Annotated in this window: 16 protein-coding genes; all 16 read right to left on the bottom strand. The window is 41.6% G+C overall.

The window, feature by feature from the left end; translation table 11 throughout:
- Positions 1-353 precede the first annotated feature (353 nt).
- Positions 354-2,177 carry a translation elongation factor 4 gene (lepA, locus tag D8855_RS06055; protein WP_125416549.1) on the bottom strand — a complete coding sequence of 608 codons (1,824 nt, stop codon included), beginning with the start codon at positions 2,175-2,177 and terminating at the stop codon, positions 354-356.
- Positions 2,178-2,255: 78 nt separating this feature from the next.
- Entirely contained in the window at positions 2,256-2,984 is a 729-nt protein-coding gene (locus D8855_RS06050; protein ID WP_061590461.1) for a metallophosphoesterase family protein, read from the bottom strand.
- A gap of 1 nt (position 2,985) precedes the next feature.
- Complete coding sequence (recN, locus tag D8855_RS06045; RefSeq protein WP_125416547.1) at positions 2,986-4,653, bottom strand: DNA repair protein RecN; 1,668 nt, start codon at positions 4,651-4,653, stop codon at positions 2,986-2,988.
- Between the two features lie 6 nt (positions 4,654-4,659).
- Complete coding sequence (locus D8855_RS06040) at positions 4,660-5,091, bottom strand: arginine repressor (protein ID WP_001034401.1); 432 nt, start codon at positions 5,089-5,091, stop codon at positions 4,660-4,662.
- Positions 5,084-5,899, bottom strand: coding sequence for a TlyA family RNA methyltransferase (locus D8855_RS06035; RefSeq protein ID WP_125416545.1), 816 nt, complete (start codon positions 5,897-5,899; stop codon positions 5,084-5,086). Before D8855_RS06035 ends, D8855_RS06040 begins: the two co-directional genes overlap by 8 nt.
- Entirely contained in the window at positions 5,892-6,767 is an 876-nt protein-coding gene (locus D8855_RS06030) for a polyprenyl synthetase family protein (protein WP_125416543.1), read from the bottom strand. The genes D8855_RS06035 and D8855_RS06030 overlap by 8 nt, the downstream gene beginning before the upstream one ends.
- The gene (locus D8855_RS06025) at positions 6,764-6,976 is read right to left on the bottom strand and encodes an exodeoxyribonuclease VII small subunit (RefSeq protein ID WP_000043225.1); all 213 of its coding nucleotides are present in this window, start codon (positions 6,974-6,976) and stop codon (positions 6,764-6,766) included. The genes D8855_RS06030 and D8855_RS06025 overlap by 4 nt, the downstream gene beginning before the upstream one ends.
- Positions 6,954-8,294 (bottom strand): exodeoxyribonuclease VII large subunit, encoded by a 1,341-nt coding sequence (gene xseA / locus D8855_RS06020; protein ID WP_125416541.1) that lies wholly within the window; start codon positions 8,292-8,294, stop codon positions 6,954-6,956. The genes D8855_RS06025 and xseA overlap by 23 nt, the downstream gene beginning before the upstream one ends.
- Before the next feature lie 127 nt (positions 8,295-8,421).
- Positions 8,422-9,060 carry a uridine kinase gene (udk, locus tag D8855_RS06015; RefSeq protein ID WP_001181376.1) on the bottom strand — a complete coding sequence of 213 codons (639 nt, stop codon included), beginning with the start codon at positions 9,058-9,060 and terminating at the stop codon, positions 8,422-8,424.
- A gap of 109 nt (positions 9,061-9,169) precedes the next feature.
- Positions 9,170-10,048 (bottom strand): tRNA pseudouridine(55) synthase TruB, encoded by an 879-nt coding sequence (gene truB, locus D8855_RS06010; protein ID WP_125416539.1) that lies wholly within the window; start codon positions 10,046-10,048, stop codon positions 9,170-9,172.
- Positions 10,049-10,204: 156 nt separating this feature from the next.
- Positions 10,205-10,648: a GNAT family N-acetyltransferase gene (locus D8855_RS06005; protein ID WP_023947188.1), complete on the bottom strand. Its 444-nt coding sequence runs from the start codon at positions 10,646-10,648 to the stop codon at positions 10,205-10,207.
- A 9-nt stretch (positions 10,649-10,657) separates the two neighbouring features.
- Positions 10,658-11,932, bottom strand: coding sequence for a DUF2130 domain-containing protein (locus D8855_RS06000; protein ID WP_125416537.1), 1,275 nt, complete (start codon positions 11,930-11,932; stop codon positions 10,658-10,660).
- A 95-nt stretch (positions 11,933-12,027) separates the two neighbouring features.
- Positions 12,028-13,308: an O-acetylhomoserine aminocarboxypropyltransferase/cysteine synthase family protein gene (locus D8855_RS05995; protein WP_125416535.1), complete on the bottom strand. Its 1,281-nt coding sequence runs from the start codon at positions 13,306-13,308 to the stop codon at positions 12,028-12,030.
- Positions 13,309-13,455: 147 nt separating this feature from the next.
- A complete protein-coding gene (locus D8855_RS05990) occupies positions 13,456-14,253 on the bottom strand; it encodes a formate/nitrite transporter family protein (protein ID WP_020902891.1) in 798 nt (265 codons plus the stop codon).
- 143 nt (positions 14,254-14,396) lie between these two features.
- On the bottom strand, positions 14,397-15,140 hold the full coding sequence (locus tag D8855_RS05985; protein WP_033681684.1) for a class A sortase: 744 nt from the start codon (positions 15,138-15,140) through the stop codon (positions 14,397-14,399).
- Positions 15,140-17,608: a DNA gyrase subunit A gene (gene gyrA / locus D8855_RS05980; protein ID WP_125416533.1), complete on the bottom strand. Its 2,469-nt coding sequence runs from the start codon at positions 17,606-17,608 to the stop codon at positions 15,140-15,142. Before gyrA ends, D8855_RS05985 begins: the two co-directional genes overlap by 1 nt.
- Positions 17,609-17,678 lie beyond the last annotated feature (70 nt).

Raw genomic sequence — 17,678 nt, 5'->3', positions numbered from 1 at the left:
TCACAATCCAGTAACCCGTAACCATTATTTATTTCAATTAATAAATATCGAGTAAAACCATATAACTTTTCAGTTTTAATTTGTTTTTCTTCTAATACTTTCATCATAAGTTAAAGGAATCGCCCCTTCTTTACTAACAATTATAGATCCAAGCGGTAAAATAGAATCATTATTCTAATTCATTTTCTGCCCCAGTTCTTTATCAATTTTATTTAAAATTTTCCTAGTCATAATAACTTTTAGTATTCCATATAACCTCCGTATTTTACTCTACCATAAATGGAGTTAAGTTACAATTTTTAACTAAAAATATAAAACTCTTGAATGTATTTCAAGAGTTTTATATAGAATCATTATTCTTCATCCATACTCAAGACGCTGAGGAAGGCTTCTTGTGGAACTTCTACTGATCCGATAGCTTTCATGCGTTTTTTACCAGCTTTTTGTTTTTCAAGCAGTTTACGCTTACGAGAAACGTCACCACCATAACATTTAGCAAGTACGTTCTTACGAAGGGCCTTGATATCAGTACGAGCGACAATCTTGTGTCCAATAGCTGCTTGGATTGGTACTTCAAATTGTTGACGAGGGATGATTTTCTTAAGTTTATCAACGATGAGTTTTCCACGTTCGTAGGCAAAATCCTTGTGAACGATAAAGCTAAGGGCATCCACCTTGTCTCCATTGAGAAGGATATCCATTTTGACCAGCTTAGATGGGCGATATTCTGACAATTCGTAGTCAAAGCTTGCATAACCACGTGTCGAAGACTTAAGTTTATCAAAGAAGTCAAAGACAATTTCAGCAAGAGGAATTTGATAGATAACATTAACCCGATTATCATCAATATAGTCCATAGTCACAAAGTCCCCACGCTTGCGCTGAGCTAGCTCCATCACTGCCCCGACAAACTCCTGTGGTACCATGATCTGCGCCTGGACATAAGGCTCTTCAATGGTCGCAATCTTAGTTGGGTCTGGAAACTCAGATGGGTTCGACACATCCATAGACTCACCGTCGGTCAAATTAACTTTGTAAATAACAGACGGAGCTGTCATGATGAGGTCGATGTTAAACTCACGTTCCAAACGTTCTTGGATAACATCCATATGGAGAAGTCCAAGGAAACCACAACGGAAACCAAATCCAAGTGCCTGTGATGTTTCTGGTTCAAATTGAAGACTAGCATCATTCAGTTGCAATTTTTCAAGGGCTTCACGAAGATCATTATACTTGTTTGACTCAATTGGGTAGAGACCCGCAAAGACCATAGGATTCATCTGCTTGTAGCCATGTAATGGCTCAGCCGCAGGATTGGTTGCCAAGGTAACTGTATCACCCACACGAGTGTCCTGAACCGTCTTGATAGAAGCCGCAATGTAACCAACGTCCCCAGTCGCAAGAAAATCACGACCAACTGCTTTGGGTGTAAAAATACCGACTTCGGTCACATCAAAGGTCTTGCCATTACTCATGAGCTGAATCTTATCACCAGGTTTAACCACCCCGTCCATGACACGCACTTGGAGAATAACCCCACGGTAGGCATCGTAAACAGAGTCGAAAATCAAGGCCTTAAGTGGCGCCGTCACATCACCTGTTGGTGCTGGTACTTTTTCTACGATTTGCTCGAGGATTTCTTCAATCCCAATACCAGCCTTGGCAGAAGCCAATACTGCTTCGCTGGCATCCAAACCAATCACATCTTCAATCTCTGTACGCACGCGCTCTGGATCTGCAGCCGGTAGGTCAATTTTGTTAATGACTGGCATGATTTCCAAATCATTGTCCAAGGCCAGATAAACATTGGCAAGGGTTTGAGCCTCAATCCCTTGAGCAGCATCGACCACCAAAATCGCTCCCTCACAGGCAGCGAGCGAACGTGAAACTTCATAGGTGAAGTCTACGTGCCCCGGCGTGTCAATCAAGTGGAAAATATAAGTTTCCCCATCTTTTGCAGTATAATTCAGCTCAATGGCATTCAACTTAATAGTAATCCCACGTTCTCGCTCTAGATCCATACTGTCCAAAAGTTGAGCTTGCATTTCACGACTGGATACTGTCTCTGTCTTTTCCAAAATGCGATCTGCTAGAGTTGATTTCCCGTGGTCAATATGGGCGATAATAGAGAAGTTACGGATCTTCTCCTGTCGTTTTTTCAATTCTTCTAAGTTCATGATTCTCTTCCTTTCAGGGTATCTATTTATTATAAATTGTTTTTGACATTTTGACAAGACCATACCCTGCCAGGAGTACTAATCTTCAGCAACAAAGCCGTCATTTTCGATAAAGTGGTGTTCTGTCATTCCTTGGTCTGTAAAGACAATCCCATGAAGGACACCACCATAAACAGCTCCTCCGTCCATCCCAATCTTGCCATCTTCTGTAGTCCAAAGATCAGCTGTACCACGCTCTTGCTTTAACAAACCATATACCGGTGTATGGCCAAAGACAATGATTTTTCCAGTATGATTTTCTGCTTCGTGGAATGGTTTTCTAAGCCAAACTTTTTTATAATCTGTAGTTTCATGCCAGTCATCCAAGGTCAAATCAATACCTGCGTGAACAAAGATATACTTGTCTGTCTCTACCACAAACGGCATTTGACGAATAAATTCGACCAAGTCTGCTGCTTCAGTAGCAACACGCTTGGCATCTTCTACTCCATCAACCGGTGCATCCAAGGGTCGACCTAGGATAGAGTTAATGGTTGTATCTCCACCATTGCGACGATAGTGGTCATAGCTTTCTTCTGGGTTATCGAGCCAAGTCAAAAACATATACTCGTGGTTTCCTGATAGACAGATAGCCCCTTGATTGTCCACTAAGTCCTTAACCATTTCTAGAACACGGCGACTATCTTCACCACGGTCAATCAAGTCCCCTAGAAAGAGCAACTGGGTCTGGCCGTCCCATGTTTTGAGAAGGTCTTCCAGCATCCCAGCTTTTCCATGAACATCTCCAATTACATAATAGTCTGTCATCTTATTTCTCCCTGTTTCTCAACAATTCTCTGGCTTGCGTCAGGGCTGCTTCCGTCACATCATCACCAGCCAACATCTTAGCAACTTCTTCCACTCGCTCTTCAACCGACAAGAGACGAACAGTCGAAACCGTTGAATGCTCATTGCTAATCTTCTCAATAAAGAATTGATAATCCGCAATCGCAATCACTTGAGGAAGATGGGAAATTGCAAGAACCTGACCATGCTGGCCAATCTTGTGAATCTTCTGCGCAATAGCTTGGGCTACGCGACCTGAAACTCCCGTATCCACCTCGTCAAAAACAATGCTGGTCTTGCCTTCTTTACGAGAAAAGGCAGACTTAATAGCTAGCATGAGACGAGATAATTCCCCACCAGATGCAACCTTAACCAAGGGTTTAAAGTCTTCACCAGGGTTGGTTGAAATGTAAAACTCAACCATTTCATTTCCCTCACGACTGAATTTGCCCTTGCTAAAACGAACTTGAAACTGGGCTTTTTCCATATAGAGGTCTTGCAGTTCTTGTTTAATCTCTGCTTCGAGCTGCTGAGCCAAGTCATGACGAGCAGATGCAAGCTGACCTGCCAAGTCGACAAGATTAACTTCCAATTTCTTGAGCTCTGCTTCCATGTCCTCAGACGAAAGGTTATTGCCTGTCAAGAGATTGTATTCTTCCGTAATCTTGGCAAAATAAAGCAAGACATCGTCTACAGTCCCACCATACTTACGGGTAATGGTATGAAGGAGGTCCAAGCGGTTCTCAACCTGCATGAGGCGATTACCATCAAAATCAAGGTCCTCTATAATAGCTTCCAGACGTTTGCTAATATCTTCTAAGACATAGTAGGTCTCAGACAAAGAGCTTGAAATTTCACGGTATTCAGGGTCATACTCTTCGACACTTTCCATGTCATTCATGGCTGAACGAACATTGGCTAGACTTGAAAAGTCTTCATTGTCCAACATACTGTAGGCATTGGTCAGCGTATCTGCAATATTTTTATGATTGAGAAGTTTATCACGCTCTTGATTGAGAGCTAGGTCTTCTCCAGCCTGCAAGTTTGCAGCCTCAATCTCTGCCATTTGAAATTCCAACATTTCAATACGAGCCTTATGTTCCTGTTGGTTTTTCTTGACTTCCAGAACCTGCTTGCGCATTTTTCGATAGGCATCAAAACTCGTTTGATAGGTTTCTTTCAAGTTCCAAAAAGCTGCATCGCCAAATTCATCCAACATCTGGATATGAAGTTGGGGACGCATTAACTCCTCTTGATCATGCTGACCATGAATATCTACTAGATGTTGTCCAATAGCACGCAAAACAGATAGATTGACCATCTGGCCATTGACACGACTAATACTCCGACCATTTTGCAAGATTTCTCGACGAATGATAATCTCATCACCCATTTCCAAACCTTGCTCATCAAAAATTTCCTGTAAAAGGCGACTATTCTCAACTGAGAAAAGCCCCTCAATCTCTGCCTTTGGCGCACCATAACGAATAACATCTGTCGTCGCACGAGCTCCCAACATCATATTCATGGCATCAATGATAATCGACTTCCCTGCACCCGTTTCACCAGTCAGGACAGTCATTCCCTTTTCAAAATTGAGGGAAATGGCCTCAATAATGGCAAAGTTTTTTATCGAAATTTCAAGTAACATATAGACCTACCAATTTTTTACTTGTTCAAAGATTTCCTCAGCTAGACTTTCACTTCTGGCAATGACTAAAATCGAGCTATCATCAGCTAAACAGCTAAAAATCTTGTCCGCAAAAGTCTCGGTTAACTGAGCTTTTACAAAAGCCGTATTTCCTGGGATAACTTGGAGATTAATCATCTTATCCATCAATTCTGCCGATTCGATATTGTCTTCAGCTAGTTGCAAACTTTTTACGATTGATTTTGGCAATTCATAGACATAAGTGTTGTCTCTCAAAGGAATTTTGACAATACCTAGTTCTTTGATATCTCGTGATACCGTCGCTTGAGTGGCAGTGATCCCTGCCTCTTTCAAATGTTCTACAATTTCTTCTTGTGTACCGATTTGATAATCTGTCACAAATCGTCTAATTTTTTCAAGTCTCTCTTTTTTATTCATTTTTAAATTGACTATGCGCCCTCTCTACTACTTCTTCAATTTCAGCAAGAACCTGATTGCTTGCTGACTCTTCTTTTTTCAAATACGCTAAAAATTCAATATTGCCATGACCACCTTGGATGGGAGAAAAGTCCAAACCAAGAACTGAAAATCCTTCCTCTACTGCCATAGCTGTGACAGATTCAAGGACATTCTGATGGACCTTGGCATCGCGAATAATTCCATTTTTCCCAATCTGCTCACGTCCTGCCTCAAACTGGGGCTTAACCAGAGCCACAACCTGACCTTGATCAGCCAACACACGGTGCAAGGCCGGAAGAATCAGACTGAGGGAAATGAAACTCACGTCAATGCTGGCAAAGCTCGGTTCCTGCTCGAAATCAGTCTTTTCAGCATAGCGGAAATTGAACTGCTCCATACTGACAACCCGTGGGTCTTGGCGTAGTTTCCAAGCCAATTGATTGGTACCGACATCGACTGCAAAGACTAACTCAGCACCATTTTGCAACATAACATCGGTAAAACCACCAGTAGAAGCCCCGATATCAATCGTTGTTGTCCCTTCCACTGACAAATCAAAGACCTGCAAGGCCTTCTCCAGTTTCAAGCCACCACGGCTGACATACTTGAGTTTCTCCCCCTTGAGTTTTAGTTCGGTGTCATCGGGAATTTTCTCTCCTGGCTTGTCAAACCGTTCTCCATTCAGGACTGCTACGACTAGGCCAGCCATAACACCGCGCTTGGCTTGTTCTCGCGTTTCAAACAAGCCCTGTTTATAAGCTAGTACATCCACTCTTTCCTTAGCCATTGATTCTCAAACTTTCTACTACTTTTACAATCGATTCTGTTTCAAAGGGAATCTGCTGGGCAATTTCTTCTAATTTTGCATTAGCCTGATCCAAAGTCTGGTTACAAAAGACAATTGCCTCTTCCAAACCCAACAAGGCTGGATAGGTTGATTTTTCAGCCTGTAGGTCCTTTTGAGGCGTCTTGCCGATTTCCTCAAAACTAGCTGTCACATCCAGTACATCGTCTCGAACCTGAAAAGCAAGCCCAATCAATTCACCCACAGTTTTCAGCTTCACCTGCATTTCAGGTGACAATTCTGCTATGATAGCAGCTGCTTGGAAGGGATAAGCTAGTAGTTTGCCAGTCTTATTAGCATGAATGGTCTGAAGTTCTTCCAAAGACAAATGCTGGTGTTCACCCTCCATGTCCAAAACCTGGCCTGCTACCATGCCCAGACTTCCTGAAGCTAGGGATAAGTTGGCAATCAAGTCAACCTTGATCTGACTTGGCAAATCTGCCTGCGCTATCAAGGCGTAAGGATCTAGGAATAAAGCATCTCCAGCCAAAATAGCCATAGCTTCACCGAATTTCTTGTGATTGGTCAAGCGTCCCCGACGGTAATCATCATCATCCATAGCTGGAAGATCATCATGAATCAAGCTCCCTGTATGGATCATTTCCAAAGCTGCAGCCACCTGCGCGTGAGCAGGTTTAATAGCAACCCGCAAGGCTTCCAGAACTTCCAACAAGAGAAAAGGCCGGATACGCTTGCCACCAGCATGAATGGAATAGAGAACAGACTCTCGTAAACTAGAAGCAAACTGCTGGTCTCCATAAAAGTCTTCCAAGGCCGACTCGACAAGAGCTAATTTTTCTTGCTTCTTCATTCAAAATCACTTTCTGTTCCGTCTTCTTGCATAACCTTAACCAAGGTCTTTTCAGCCTTGTCCAGCGTCGCTTGGAGCTCTTTTGACAAGAGCATGCCCTTTTGAAAGGCCGCAATCGCATCTTCTAGAGCTATTTCACCATTTTCCAAACTTTGGACAATAGTCTCCAGTTCTGCTAGATTTTCCTCAAATTTCTTTTGTTTTGACATCTTTAACCTCTAATTCTACTTGACCATCTCGCATCAAAAGCGTCACTTGGTCTTTTTTCTTCAAACTCTCAACCGAATCCACAACTGACTCTTCTTTTTTGACAATAGCATAACCACGCGCCACAATTCGACTGGTATCCAACATGAGCAAGGCTTCTGAAAGTCGCTTGACTTCAGCAACCTTGGCATCATAAACCAGCGCCATTTGGCTACGGAGGAGCTTATCCAACTGGCCTAGACGGTCTTGATAACGTTGAATTTTGGTAACAGGTGATAATTGAACCAGTCGATGCGTCCTTGCTTGGACTACTTGTTTGTTATCTGAAATCCGTGTTCGTAAACTTTGTTTTAAGCGCAGTTGCAGTTGATCTAAGCGTTGCAAATAGCCATCATACAAACGTTCTGGTTGTCTAAAGATAACAGACTGACTGCATTTTTCCAAAGCTTCTTGTTTCTTAGATAGAACATTTCGGACTGCCGTAGCCATCCGCTTTTCCTGATTTTGCAAATGAGCTAATACATCCAACTTGGTCACAGGTGTTGCTAGTTCAGCTGCCGCTGTCGGCGTCGCAGCGCGGCGATCTGCCACAAAATCTGCCAAGGTCACATCCGTCTCATGTCCCACACTAGAAATGATTGGCAAACGAGATTCAAAAATAGCTCGCACCACAATTTCTTCGTTAAAGGCCCAGAGATCCTCTATGGAACCACCACCACGACCAATAATCAGCAAATCCAAATCGTCCCGTTGATTGGCACGCGCAATATTACGAGCAATTTCCTCTGCTGCTCCATCTCCTTGAACCTTAGTTGGATAAAGTAAGATATCGACACCTGGAAATCGCCTGCTGACGGTCGTGATAATATCTCGAATAACGGCTCCACTGCGACTGGTCACTACACCAATTCTCTTAGAAAATTGGGGCAGAGGTTGCTTGAAGCGTTCTTGAAACAGGCCTTCTTCTGTCAATTTTTTCTTGAGTTGCTCAAACTGAATCGCAAGCGCACCAACTCCATCAGGCTCTGCCTTTTCAATGATGATGGAGTAGCTACCACTTGGTTCATAGACCTGCACGCGACCAATCACATTGATCTTCATTCCTTCTTCCAGGTCAAAACCTAATTTCTGATAAATCCCAGACCAAATAGTCGCTTGAATAACTGCATGGTCATCTTTTAGGGAGAAATATTGGTGAGTAGGTCGTTTACGAAAGTTGGAAACTTGACCAGTTAAATAGACCCGTTCCAAGTAAGGGTCTTTATCGAATTTCATTTTCAGATACTTGGTCAAAGTTGTTACCGATAAATACTTTTCCATCTCCACCTACTATTCATTTTCTTGCTCTTTCATGGGTATTATTATACCAAAAATATGCCTAAAAATCTCCATTTATGTACCATTATGAGGGAAAAATAGAAAAAGGAGGCAAAGCCTCCACATCTGATTATTTGCTGTTTCGAGCTTCTTCCAAAATCTTTGCAATCTTGGTCGTCAACAGGTCGATAGCAACTGTATTGCTGACTCCCTCAGGAATGACGATATCGGCATAACGCTTGGTTGGCTCGATAAACTGATGGTACATGGGCTTGACCACACCTAAATACTGGTCAATAACGCTATCCAAACTACGGCCACGCTCCTCCATATCACGCTTGATACGACGAATAATGCGCACATCATCATCCGTATCCACAAAAATCTTGATATCCATCAAATCGCGCAGACGCTTGTCCTCCAAGACCAAAATCCCCTCAACGATAAAGACATCTTGAGGCTCTTGACGATAGGTCTTGCTGCTTCGTGTATGCTCTGTATAGTCATAAGTCGGGATGTCCACCGGACGCCCTGCCAACAATTCCTTTATCTGCTCAATCATCAAGTCTGTATCAAAGGCAAAAGGATGGTCGTAGTTGGTTTTGACACGCTCTTCAAAGGTCAAATGAGACTGATCCTTATAGTATGAATCATGCTCAATCATGGAAATCTTTTCATCAGGAAAATGCGATAAAATGGCTCTTGAAACACTGGTCTTACCACCACCAGAACCACCTGTCACTCCGATAATGATTGGTCTATTTTGCATGCTATCCTCCGTTTTTTTATCCGTCGTCTATTCTATCACATTTTTTGCAAAATTTATAGTCTGGTTTGGATAGTCTAGGGGAAACAACACTCCCTACACCTCAGTTAGACTAGCTAAAAACCTTCCTTGGCTTGTAGAGATTGTCCCGTTTTTCTAGAATGGCTAGCAATTTATCATCTTCAAAGGCAGCTAATTCTTGTTCTGTTTGTTCGAGTTCGATAAAACGACCAAAGCGTACTTCTGTAGCCTCTTCTTGAGTTAGGAAAACTTTGACAAGGTCGCCTGTCCCAATCTCTAGAGGATGAAGAAAGTCCAATTGACCAGCCTCCACTTTTTCAGCAATTTCTTCCAATGTAAGAGCATCTTCAAGCTGTAGACCGGCAGCACTAGTCCGTGTTAGATGTGACATATGAGCCGCATAACCAAGCTTCTCTCCCAAATCAACTGACAAGGTACGGATGTAAGTCCCCTTGCTACATTTCACACGAAAAGTAAAACGTGCTAAATTCCCCTCATAAGCAATCGGACTTGTCCGCTCAAATTGATAAATGGTCACCTGACGCTCTGGACGCTCTACTTCTTGACCTGCACGCGCATACTCATAAAGCTTGCGACCATTGACCTTTACAGCCGAATACATAGGTGGAATCTGGGTAATAGGCCCAGTCAGACTGGCGATTGCTTCATCAACAAGCTTTTCATCCAAGTGCGATAAAACAGGTGTCTCTGCGACCACTTCCCCACTAGCATCCTCTGTCGTCGTGGAATAGCCCAGAGTGATTTCCCCCTCATAGACCTTGCCCTCGTCCTGCATAAACTCGACCATGCGTGTCGCCTTGCCAACCGCAATGGGCAAAACACCCACCACATCCGGATCCAAGGTCCCACCATGACCAATCTTCTTGGTTCCCAAAATCTTACGCAGCTTAAAAACCGCATCATGCGAGGTCATGCCCGCTTCTTTTTTTAAGTTGATAATACCGTTCATTCATTAACTTTCTAAAAATACTAAAACTCTCTTTATGATGACGAAAGACTTCTTCACTTGTCCAAAGATCACATAGTCCATGCTCTTATTATTAAAATATAAGGTTTTTCCTTTTGTTGAAGACATTACTTCGTTTCCCTTACTATTTTATCATGTTTATTCATGTTGACTTTTTAAATGCAGAGCAAAGCCTGCAGTCACTTTTTCAAATCCAACAGCCTGATAAAACTGATGTGCAGCATTTCGTTCAGCGGTTAATCCACTATTTAGAGCCAGTGCCTCAACTCCTTCTTTTACCGCTTGTTTTTTCAATTCATCGATTAGCCTACTAGCAATTCCTTGTCGTCTTGTTTCTTTTGCAACTGACAAAGCTAAAATACGATAGTAAGATCCATCTGCTTCAAAAAAGAAGAGCTTCGCATAACCTAAGAAACCTAAAATTTCTCCGTTTCTTTCAGCTAGAAGACAGCCATAATGTGGTTGAGAAAGAATCATTTCTAAACGTCGAGACAGCTTAGAAGCGGTCGTTGGATAGCCCAAGTCTTCGTATAGAGACAGTAGTGCTTCAGCATCTTTCATGGTTGCTTTTCGTATCTGCATAGGATCCTCCTACTCCCCCTTCAGCGCATCAAACTTGGCTTTCATAGTTGGATTTTTCCGAGTCAATTTTTTAACGGAAACATCTTCCAATTTATTGTTTGCAAGGCGAAGTTGGTTTTCAGATGTTGTCAGGAATTTCTTAACTTCTTCCATGCGTTTGATGGCCTTGTCGATTTCATCAATAGCTTTGCCAAAGTTGGTCGAAGCTGAATTATAGTTTTTAGCAAAAGCTAGCTTAAAGGCATCCAAGTCTTCCTCAAAATGCGTAATGTCGATATTTTGCTCGCGAACTAAGGCCAACTCCTGCTTGTATTTTAGGGAATTAAGCGCCGCATTTCGCAAAAGCCCAATCAACTGAATAAAGAATTGAGGACGAACCACATACATCTTTTCGTACTCGTGGCTGACGTCTACAATCCCTGTGTTAAAGTAATCATTATCGGCCTCAAGCATGGTTACCAAAACCGCATATTCACAGTTCTTCTCCCGACGGTCCTTGTCCAATTCCTTGTAAAAATCTGCATTCTTATGCTTCTTCTCTGTTCCATCTGCTTCATTTTTCATCTCAAACATGATAGAAATGATTTCGACTCCATTTTCATCACACTCACGGAAGATAAAGTCCCCCTTAGACCCACGCGCAGAAACCTTGTTATCCTTTTCAAAGTAGGCATTTGGAAAGGCAAAACTGCGGACCTTGTTAAACTCACTCTCTGCATACTGTTCCAGACTTTCCCCGATGGCTTTTGTAGACTGCTGGGCTTTGAAATTCTTGTAAAATTCAACCTGTTCACTAGCTGCCTTGAGTTGAGCTTCGTAGTTTTGCTTAACTGAAGCAAGAGAAAGCTCGTTTTCCTTTTCTTGTAGTAGGAGCTGATTTTTAACCTGATCTCGTTCTTTTTCAAGGTCAGAAAGGGTCTTTTGCAGTTGATTTTCATGCTCTAAACGCAAGGTTGCCAATTGGTTTTCCAAGGCTTGTACTTCCTTATCCTTAGCCAATAAGGCCTGATTACTTGTCTGTTCAACCTCTTTCTTGGCCAATTCTTTTTCTGTATCAAAGTTTTGGATTTGACTCCGCAATCGCGAGATTTCTTGGTCTTTTTGAGCCAGTTTAGTCTGTTGTTCATTCATAGCCTTTTGCTCAGCCAAGGCCAGTTCCTGCTTCATGCGGTCGTGTAATTCCTTATCAAACTCTGCCGTTCTCACTTGGGACAAGAGTTCGGCATACTGGCTTTCATTTACTGTAAATACTTCCCCACAGTTGGGACATTTGATTTCGTTCATATCGTTCCTCTTTCTAGACTTCTTTATCCATTATATCATGCCTGAGGAAAAATCAAAAACAGCGAGTCGAAACCCACTGTTTATCTTCTTTTTCTTTAAATTTTTTCCAAGGCCAAGCGCAAGTCTTCAATCAAATCTTCTACATTTTCAAGACCGATTGACAAGCGGATTTGATTTGGTGTGACACCTGCTGCTTCTAGGTCTTTTTCTGACAACTGACCGTGAGTGGTTGTCGCTGGATGGACAACAAGCGATTTGGCATCTGCCACGTTTGCTAGGTCAGAGAATATTTCTAAATGATCAATTACCTTGCGAGCCTCTGTCTCTCCACCTTTAACATGGAAAGTAAAGATTGAGCCAACACCTTTTGGCAAGTATTTCTCAGCCAAGGCATGGTAAGGACTATCTGCTAGTTTTGGATAATTGACCTTTTCTACCTTAGGATGGTTGACAAGGAAATCAACAATTTTCTCTGCATTTTGTACATGACGTTCCAAACGAAGTGAAAGTGTTTCAAGTCCTTGGAGTAACAAGAAGGCATTAAATGGTGACAAGGCTGCACCTGTATCACGGAGCAATTGAACACGAACAGCGATAATAAAGGCTGCTGCACCCACATCACGAGTATAGCTCAAATTGTGGTAGCTTGGGTCTTCCTCAACAAATTGAGGGAATTTTCCTGAAGCTGCCCAGTCAAAACGACCGCTATCGACAATCACTCCACCAATAGTCGTACCATGACCCCCGATAAATTTAGTCGCAGAGTGAATGGAAATATCTACACCGTGAGAAAAGACATTAATCAAATAAGGTGTAGCAAAAGTATTGTCAGAAACAAGTGGAATCTGGTGTTTATGCGCAATCTCAGCTAATTTTTCCAAGTCTGGTATGTTAATCAAGGGGTTACCCAAGGTTTCAATCAAGACAAGCTTGGTATTGTCATTGATAGCTGCTTCTACTTCCTCCAAATTATCCACGTCCACAAAGGTTGTTGTGATCCCATAACGAGGAAGGGTTTCTTTCAAAAGATTGAAGGTTCCACCGTAAATAGTCGAAGCAGCCACTACATGGTCACCAGCATGGGCAAGCGCCAAAATCGTATAAGTCACTGCGGCCATACCTGATGCTGTTGCAAGAGCTCCAACACCACCTTCAAGGGCAGCAATTCTTTCTTCAAAGACAGCTGTTGTAGGGTTGGTGATACGAGTATAAATGTTCCCTGGTTTTCTCAAGGCAAAAAGATCTGCACCTTCCTGCGTGTCATCAAAAACAAAAGATGTTGTTTGATAAATCGGCACTGCACGAGACTTGGTAGCTGGATCCACAACTTGACCAGCATGCAGTTGCAAAGTTTCAAATTTAAAATCACGAGTCATAAGGCGACCTCCAAATAGTTTGATTAAGGATATTGTAGCACCTTAAGGTATAGTTTACAAATATTAGCTTTCTATATTTTGATATAATAAATAACTGTTACCTTATTTTAAAAATGAAAAAAGCACGACTCAATCGTGCTCATTTTCTTAATCTACATAAGTATCTTCATTTTTATTGAGGAAGGCATATGGAAGACCCATCAGGAGGCCTCCTCCGATAAAGTTTCCGATGAAGGTTACACCCCAGTGACGAAGCATATTTCCAATACCGAAGTTAGCAATTGAATCAGCAGCAACACTGAATTTTACAATCGCGAAAGAAGCAAAGTTCGCCGCAATGTGCTCGTTTGTTAAGAATACAAACATGTAAATCGCTGACAACACAAGCCAAAGTTTGGCACCACCATCTTTGACCAAAACAAATGAAAGAATCGCAATATTTACGAAAATATTTGCCAAAATCGCCTCAAGCAAGATTAATTCATTTGAACGGCCTAACTTCATCTCAACAACCCCTGAGATGAAACTATCGTGTGTCAGATGTGCATAAGCTGCTGAGTGGGCAAAGCCCCAACCTGCTATCAAAGCCCCGATAAGGTTGAACAAGGTACAGTAAAGTAAAATCTCAGCTGTTTTTCTCCAAGAGATTTTTTTCAAGAAACTACCAGCAGTCAAGAACATCATGTTTGATGTTACCAACTCGGCATTCAAGAAAACAATGTAGGCCAATCCCCAAGCAAAGACAAAGGGGAATAGGAAGCGTCCACTACCTGGTGCAATTTTATTAATCAAGTCAGCCCCAACTGCACCAGCAGCAGTACTGAAGGTTAAAAATGCACCTGCAAACATCGAACGAATCGCATACTTAAATTTGCTTTGACTATAAAGACTTTCCTTCTTCTTGCAAGCAAATTCAATCTTTGAGATAAATTCTGAAGAAACCATAATAAACTCCTAAAACTTTTATTTGTGATAATTATATCACAAACTTTAGAATTAAGGAAACGTTTTCTGTATTTCATAAAAGTTTATTTTATGAAAATATTAAAAGAATCAATGAAACTTAATCTTCACTGATTCTTTTAGAACTAATAAAATTGTTTATATGGTTGATTGAAGGCTGTCAAAATTTCGTCAGATGTTTGTGAATAATCTTTTGTTTCTTTCAAATCACCCTTTACAATGATCCGCTCAGTAGCTGCTGCATCCTCACAAGTTACTAAAGTAATTTCATCAACACCAGTTCGGTCATCAATTTCATCTACTCTATCTGGTGTAACTCGTTTCACTTCACTAATTTCATAGGTATACACTTTATTCTTATCTGTCAAGTGAATTTTCATCCCTTTTTTCGCACGATCTAGTGGAGAAAAAAGCATCTGACTAGCATTATCACCTGTGAAAATATGATGGCTAGCTAATGAATAATTCCCTTTACCCATTTCTTGGTCACGCTTCATGGTACCCGCACCATATAAAAGATTGACATTTGCAATCCCCTTAAAGATAGGTAAATTAATTTCAAGCTCAGGTATTGCAATTCCTCCGATAACAGGTAATTTTTGATTATCCCATTGAGAGGCTAAAACAGCTTCAGAGGAAATGGCTTTTACTGAATCAAAATCAAAATTTCCCTCTGTGTCCTGATTTTCTTCTATTTTTTCTTTTGATACTTGACTAACTTGGTATTTATTACTATTCCAAGCAATAAATGCATCACGAATCTTTGCATTAAAAATTAAAGCAATAGAGATCAGTATGAGAAATACAGCCAAGATATTTGTCAGCAGATTTTTTCGTTTGATTTTCTTATTATTCTTTTTATGAGACATTATGCTTCACCTTCTGTTTCGTTTTCTGCCCCAACTTCTTCTTTTTCTGCCGCTGCAACCGTAGTAAAGGTTACAATTTTAGCATCTTGGTCCAGGCGCATCACTTTAACTCCCATAGTTGAGCGACCTGTTTGTGAAATATTGGCAACGTTAGTTCGAATCATGACACCAGTATCAGTGATAATCATCAAATCTTCATCACCTTTAACTGTCATAAGACCAGCAAGGGAACCATTCTTTTCAGTAATTTTAGCAGTTTGCATCCCTTTACCACCACGACCTTTAGTTGGATATTCAGTAGCAACTGTACGCTTACCATATCCTTTTTCAGTAATGATAAGAACCTCATCCTGGTCTGTAATCACACTAGCACCAACAACTGTGTCTCCCTCACGGAGATTCACACCTTTCACACCTGTGGCGATACGACTCATGCCGCGAACGGCTGATTGATTAAAGCGAACTGCATAACCAAACTTGGTACCAATGATAATATCCGTGTCTTCTTCCGTCAACAATACATTAATCAACTCATCTTCATCCTTGAGGTTCAAAGCCTTGAGTCCATTCTGACGAATGTTAGCAAATTCCTTAACACTGGTTCTCTTCACAATACCATGACGGGTTGTGAAGAAAAGGTAAGCATCATCACTACGTTCAGATTCAACATTGATAATAGTCTGAATACTTTCACCTTCATCCAATTTTAAAAGATTGACAATCGGCAATCCCTTGGCTGTACGGCCATATTCAGGAATTTCATAACCTTTAAGACGATAAACACGTCCTTTATTTGTAAAGAAGAGTAGGTGATCATGAGTGCTTGTTGACACTAACTCACGGACAAAATCGTCATCCTTAACACCGGTTCCTTGAACACCACGACCACCACGTTTTTGAGCAGTGAATTCTCCTTGATCCAAACGTTTGATGTAGCCTTTGTTAGAAAGTGTAATTAAGACATCCGATTCTTCAATCAAATCCTCGTCTTCAAGGCTCAAGACTTCACCGACCATCAACTCTGTACGACGTTGGTCGCCAAACTTACGCTTGACTTCATCTAATTCGTCTTTGATTATTTGAGAAACACGTTCTGGCTTAGCAAGAATATCTGCTAAATCTGCAATCAAAGCCAAAAGGTCATCATATTCAGACTGAATCTTATCGCGTTCCAAGCCTGTCAAACGACGAAGACGCATATCTAGGATAGCCTGACTTTGGCGTTCAGAAAGCTTAAACTTACTCATCAACTCAGCTTGTGCTTCCGCATCCGTTTCACTAGCACGGATGATACGAATCACTTCGTCGATATGGTCTAGTGCAATTAAGAGACCTTCTAAAATGTGTGCACGCGCTTCTGCTTTTTCCTTGTCAAAACGAGTACGACGAACAACCACTTCTTTTTGGTGCTCGATATAAGCATCCAAAATCTGACGAAGAGACAAAATCTTCGGTACACCATTTTGGATAGCAAGCATATTGAAACCAAAGTTGGTTTGCATCTGGGTCATCTTGAAGAGATTGTTGAGGATAACATTGGCTGAGGCATCGCGCTTTACTTCGATAACAAATCGAACCCCTTCACGGTTTGACTCATCACGTACTGCTGTGATACCCTCAATGCGTTTTTCCTGAACCAAACGAACAATATGCTCATGCACCTTTGTTTTATTGACCATGTAAGGAAATTCTGTTACAACGATACGCTCACGGCCAGTTTTAGTTTCTTCGATTTCAGTACGAGAACGAAGAACAATCGAACCTTTACCTGTTTCGTAAGCTTTATGAATACCTGATTTCCCCATAACAAGGGCACCAGTTGGAAAATCTGGCCCAGGCAAGACTTCCATCAAATCCTTAGTGGTCACTTCAGGATTGTCCATGACCAACTTCACAGCATCAATAGTTTCACCCAAGTTATGAGGTGGAATATTGGTCGCCATACCGACAGCGATACCAGTAGCTCCATTAACTAAAAGATTTGGAAAACGAGCTGGAAGGACTAAAGGTTCACGTTCATTGGCATCATAGTTATCAACGAAATCAACCGTATTTTTATTGATATCACGAAGCATCTCCAGAGCAATCTTGCTCATACGTGCCTCAGTATAACGCTGGGCGGCAGCACCGTCTCCATCCATAGAACCAAAGTTCCCATGCCCGTCGACAAGCATGTAACGGTAGCTCCACCATTGAGCCATACGAACCATGGCTTCATAGATTGAGGAATCTCCGTGTGGGTGGTATTTCCCCATGACATCCCCTGTAATACGAGCAGATTTTTTATGGGGTTTGTCTGGAGTAACACCCAATTCATTCATTCCGTAGAGAATTCGACGGTGAACAGGTTTCAAGCCATCTCGAACATCAGGAAGAGCCCGCGCTACGATAACACTCATGGCGTAGTCGATAAAGCTCGTCTTCATCTCCTTTGTCAGATTGACATTCACTAAATTTTTATCCTGCATTAATAAATGCCTCATTTCACAATTAGTAATTAACAATATTATACCATAATGTCTTCCATATTTCAGGTAT

Source organism: Streptococcus mitis, assembly GCF_003942685.1.
GTDB lineage: Bacteria > Bacillota > Bacilli > Lactobacillales > Streptococcaceae > Streptococcus > Streptococcus mitis_CD.
Note: the sequence above shows the minus strand (reverse complement) of the source record. Positions and strands in the feature narration are given on the sequence as shown.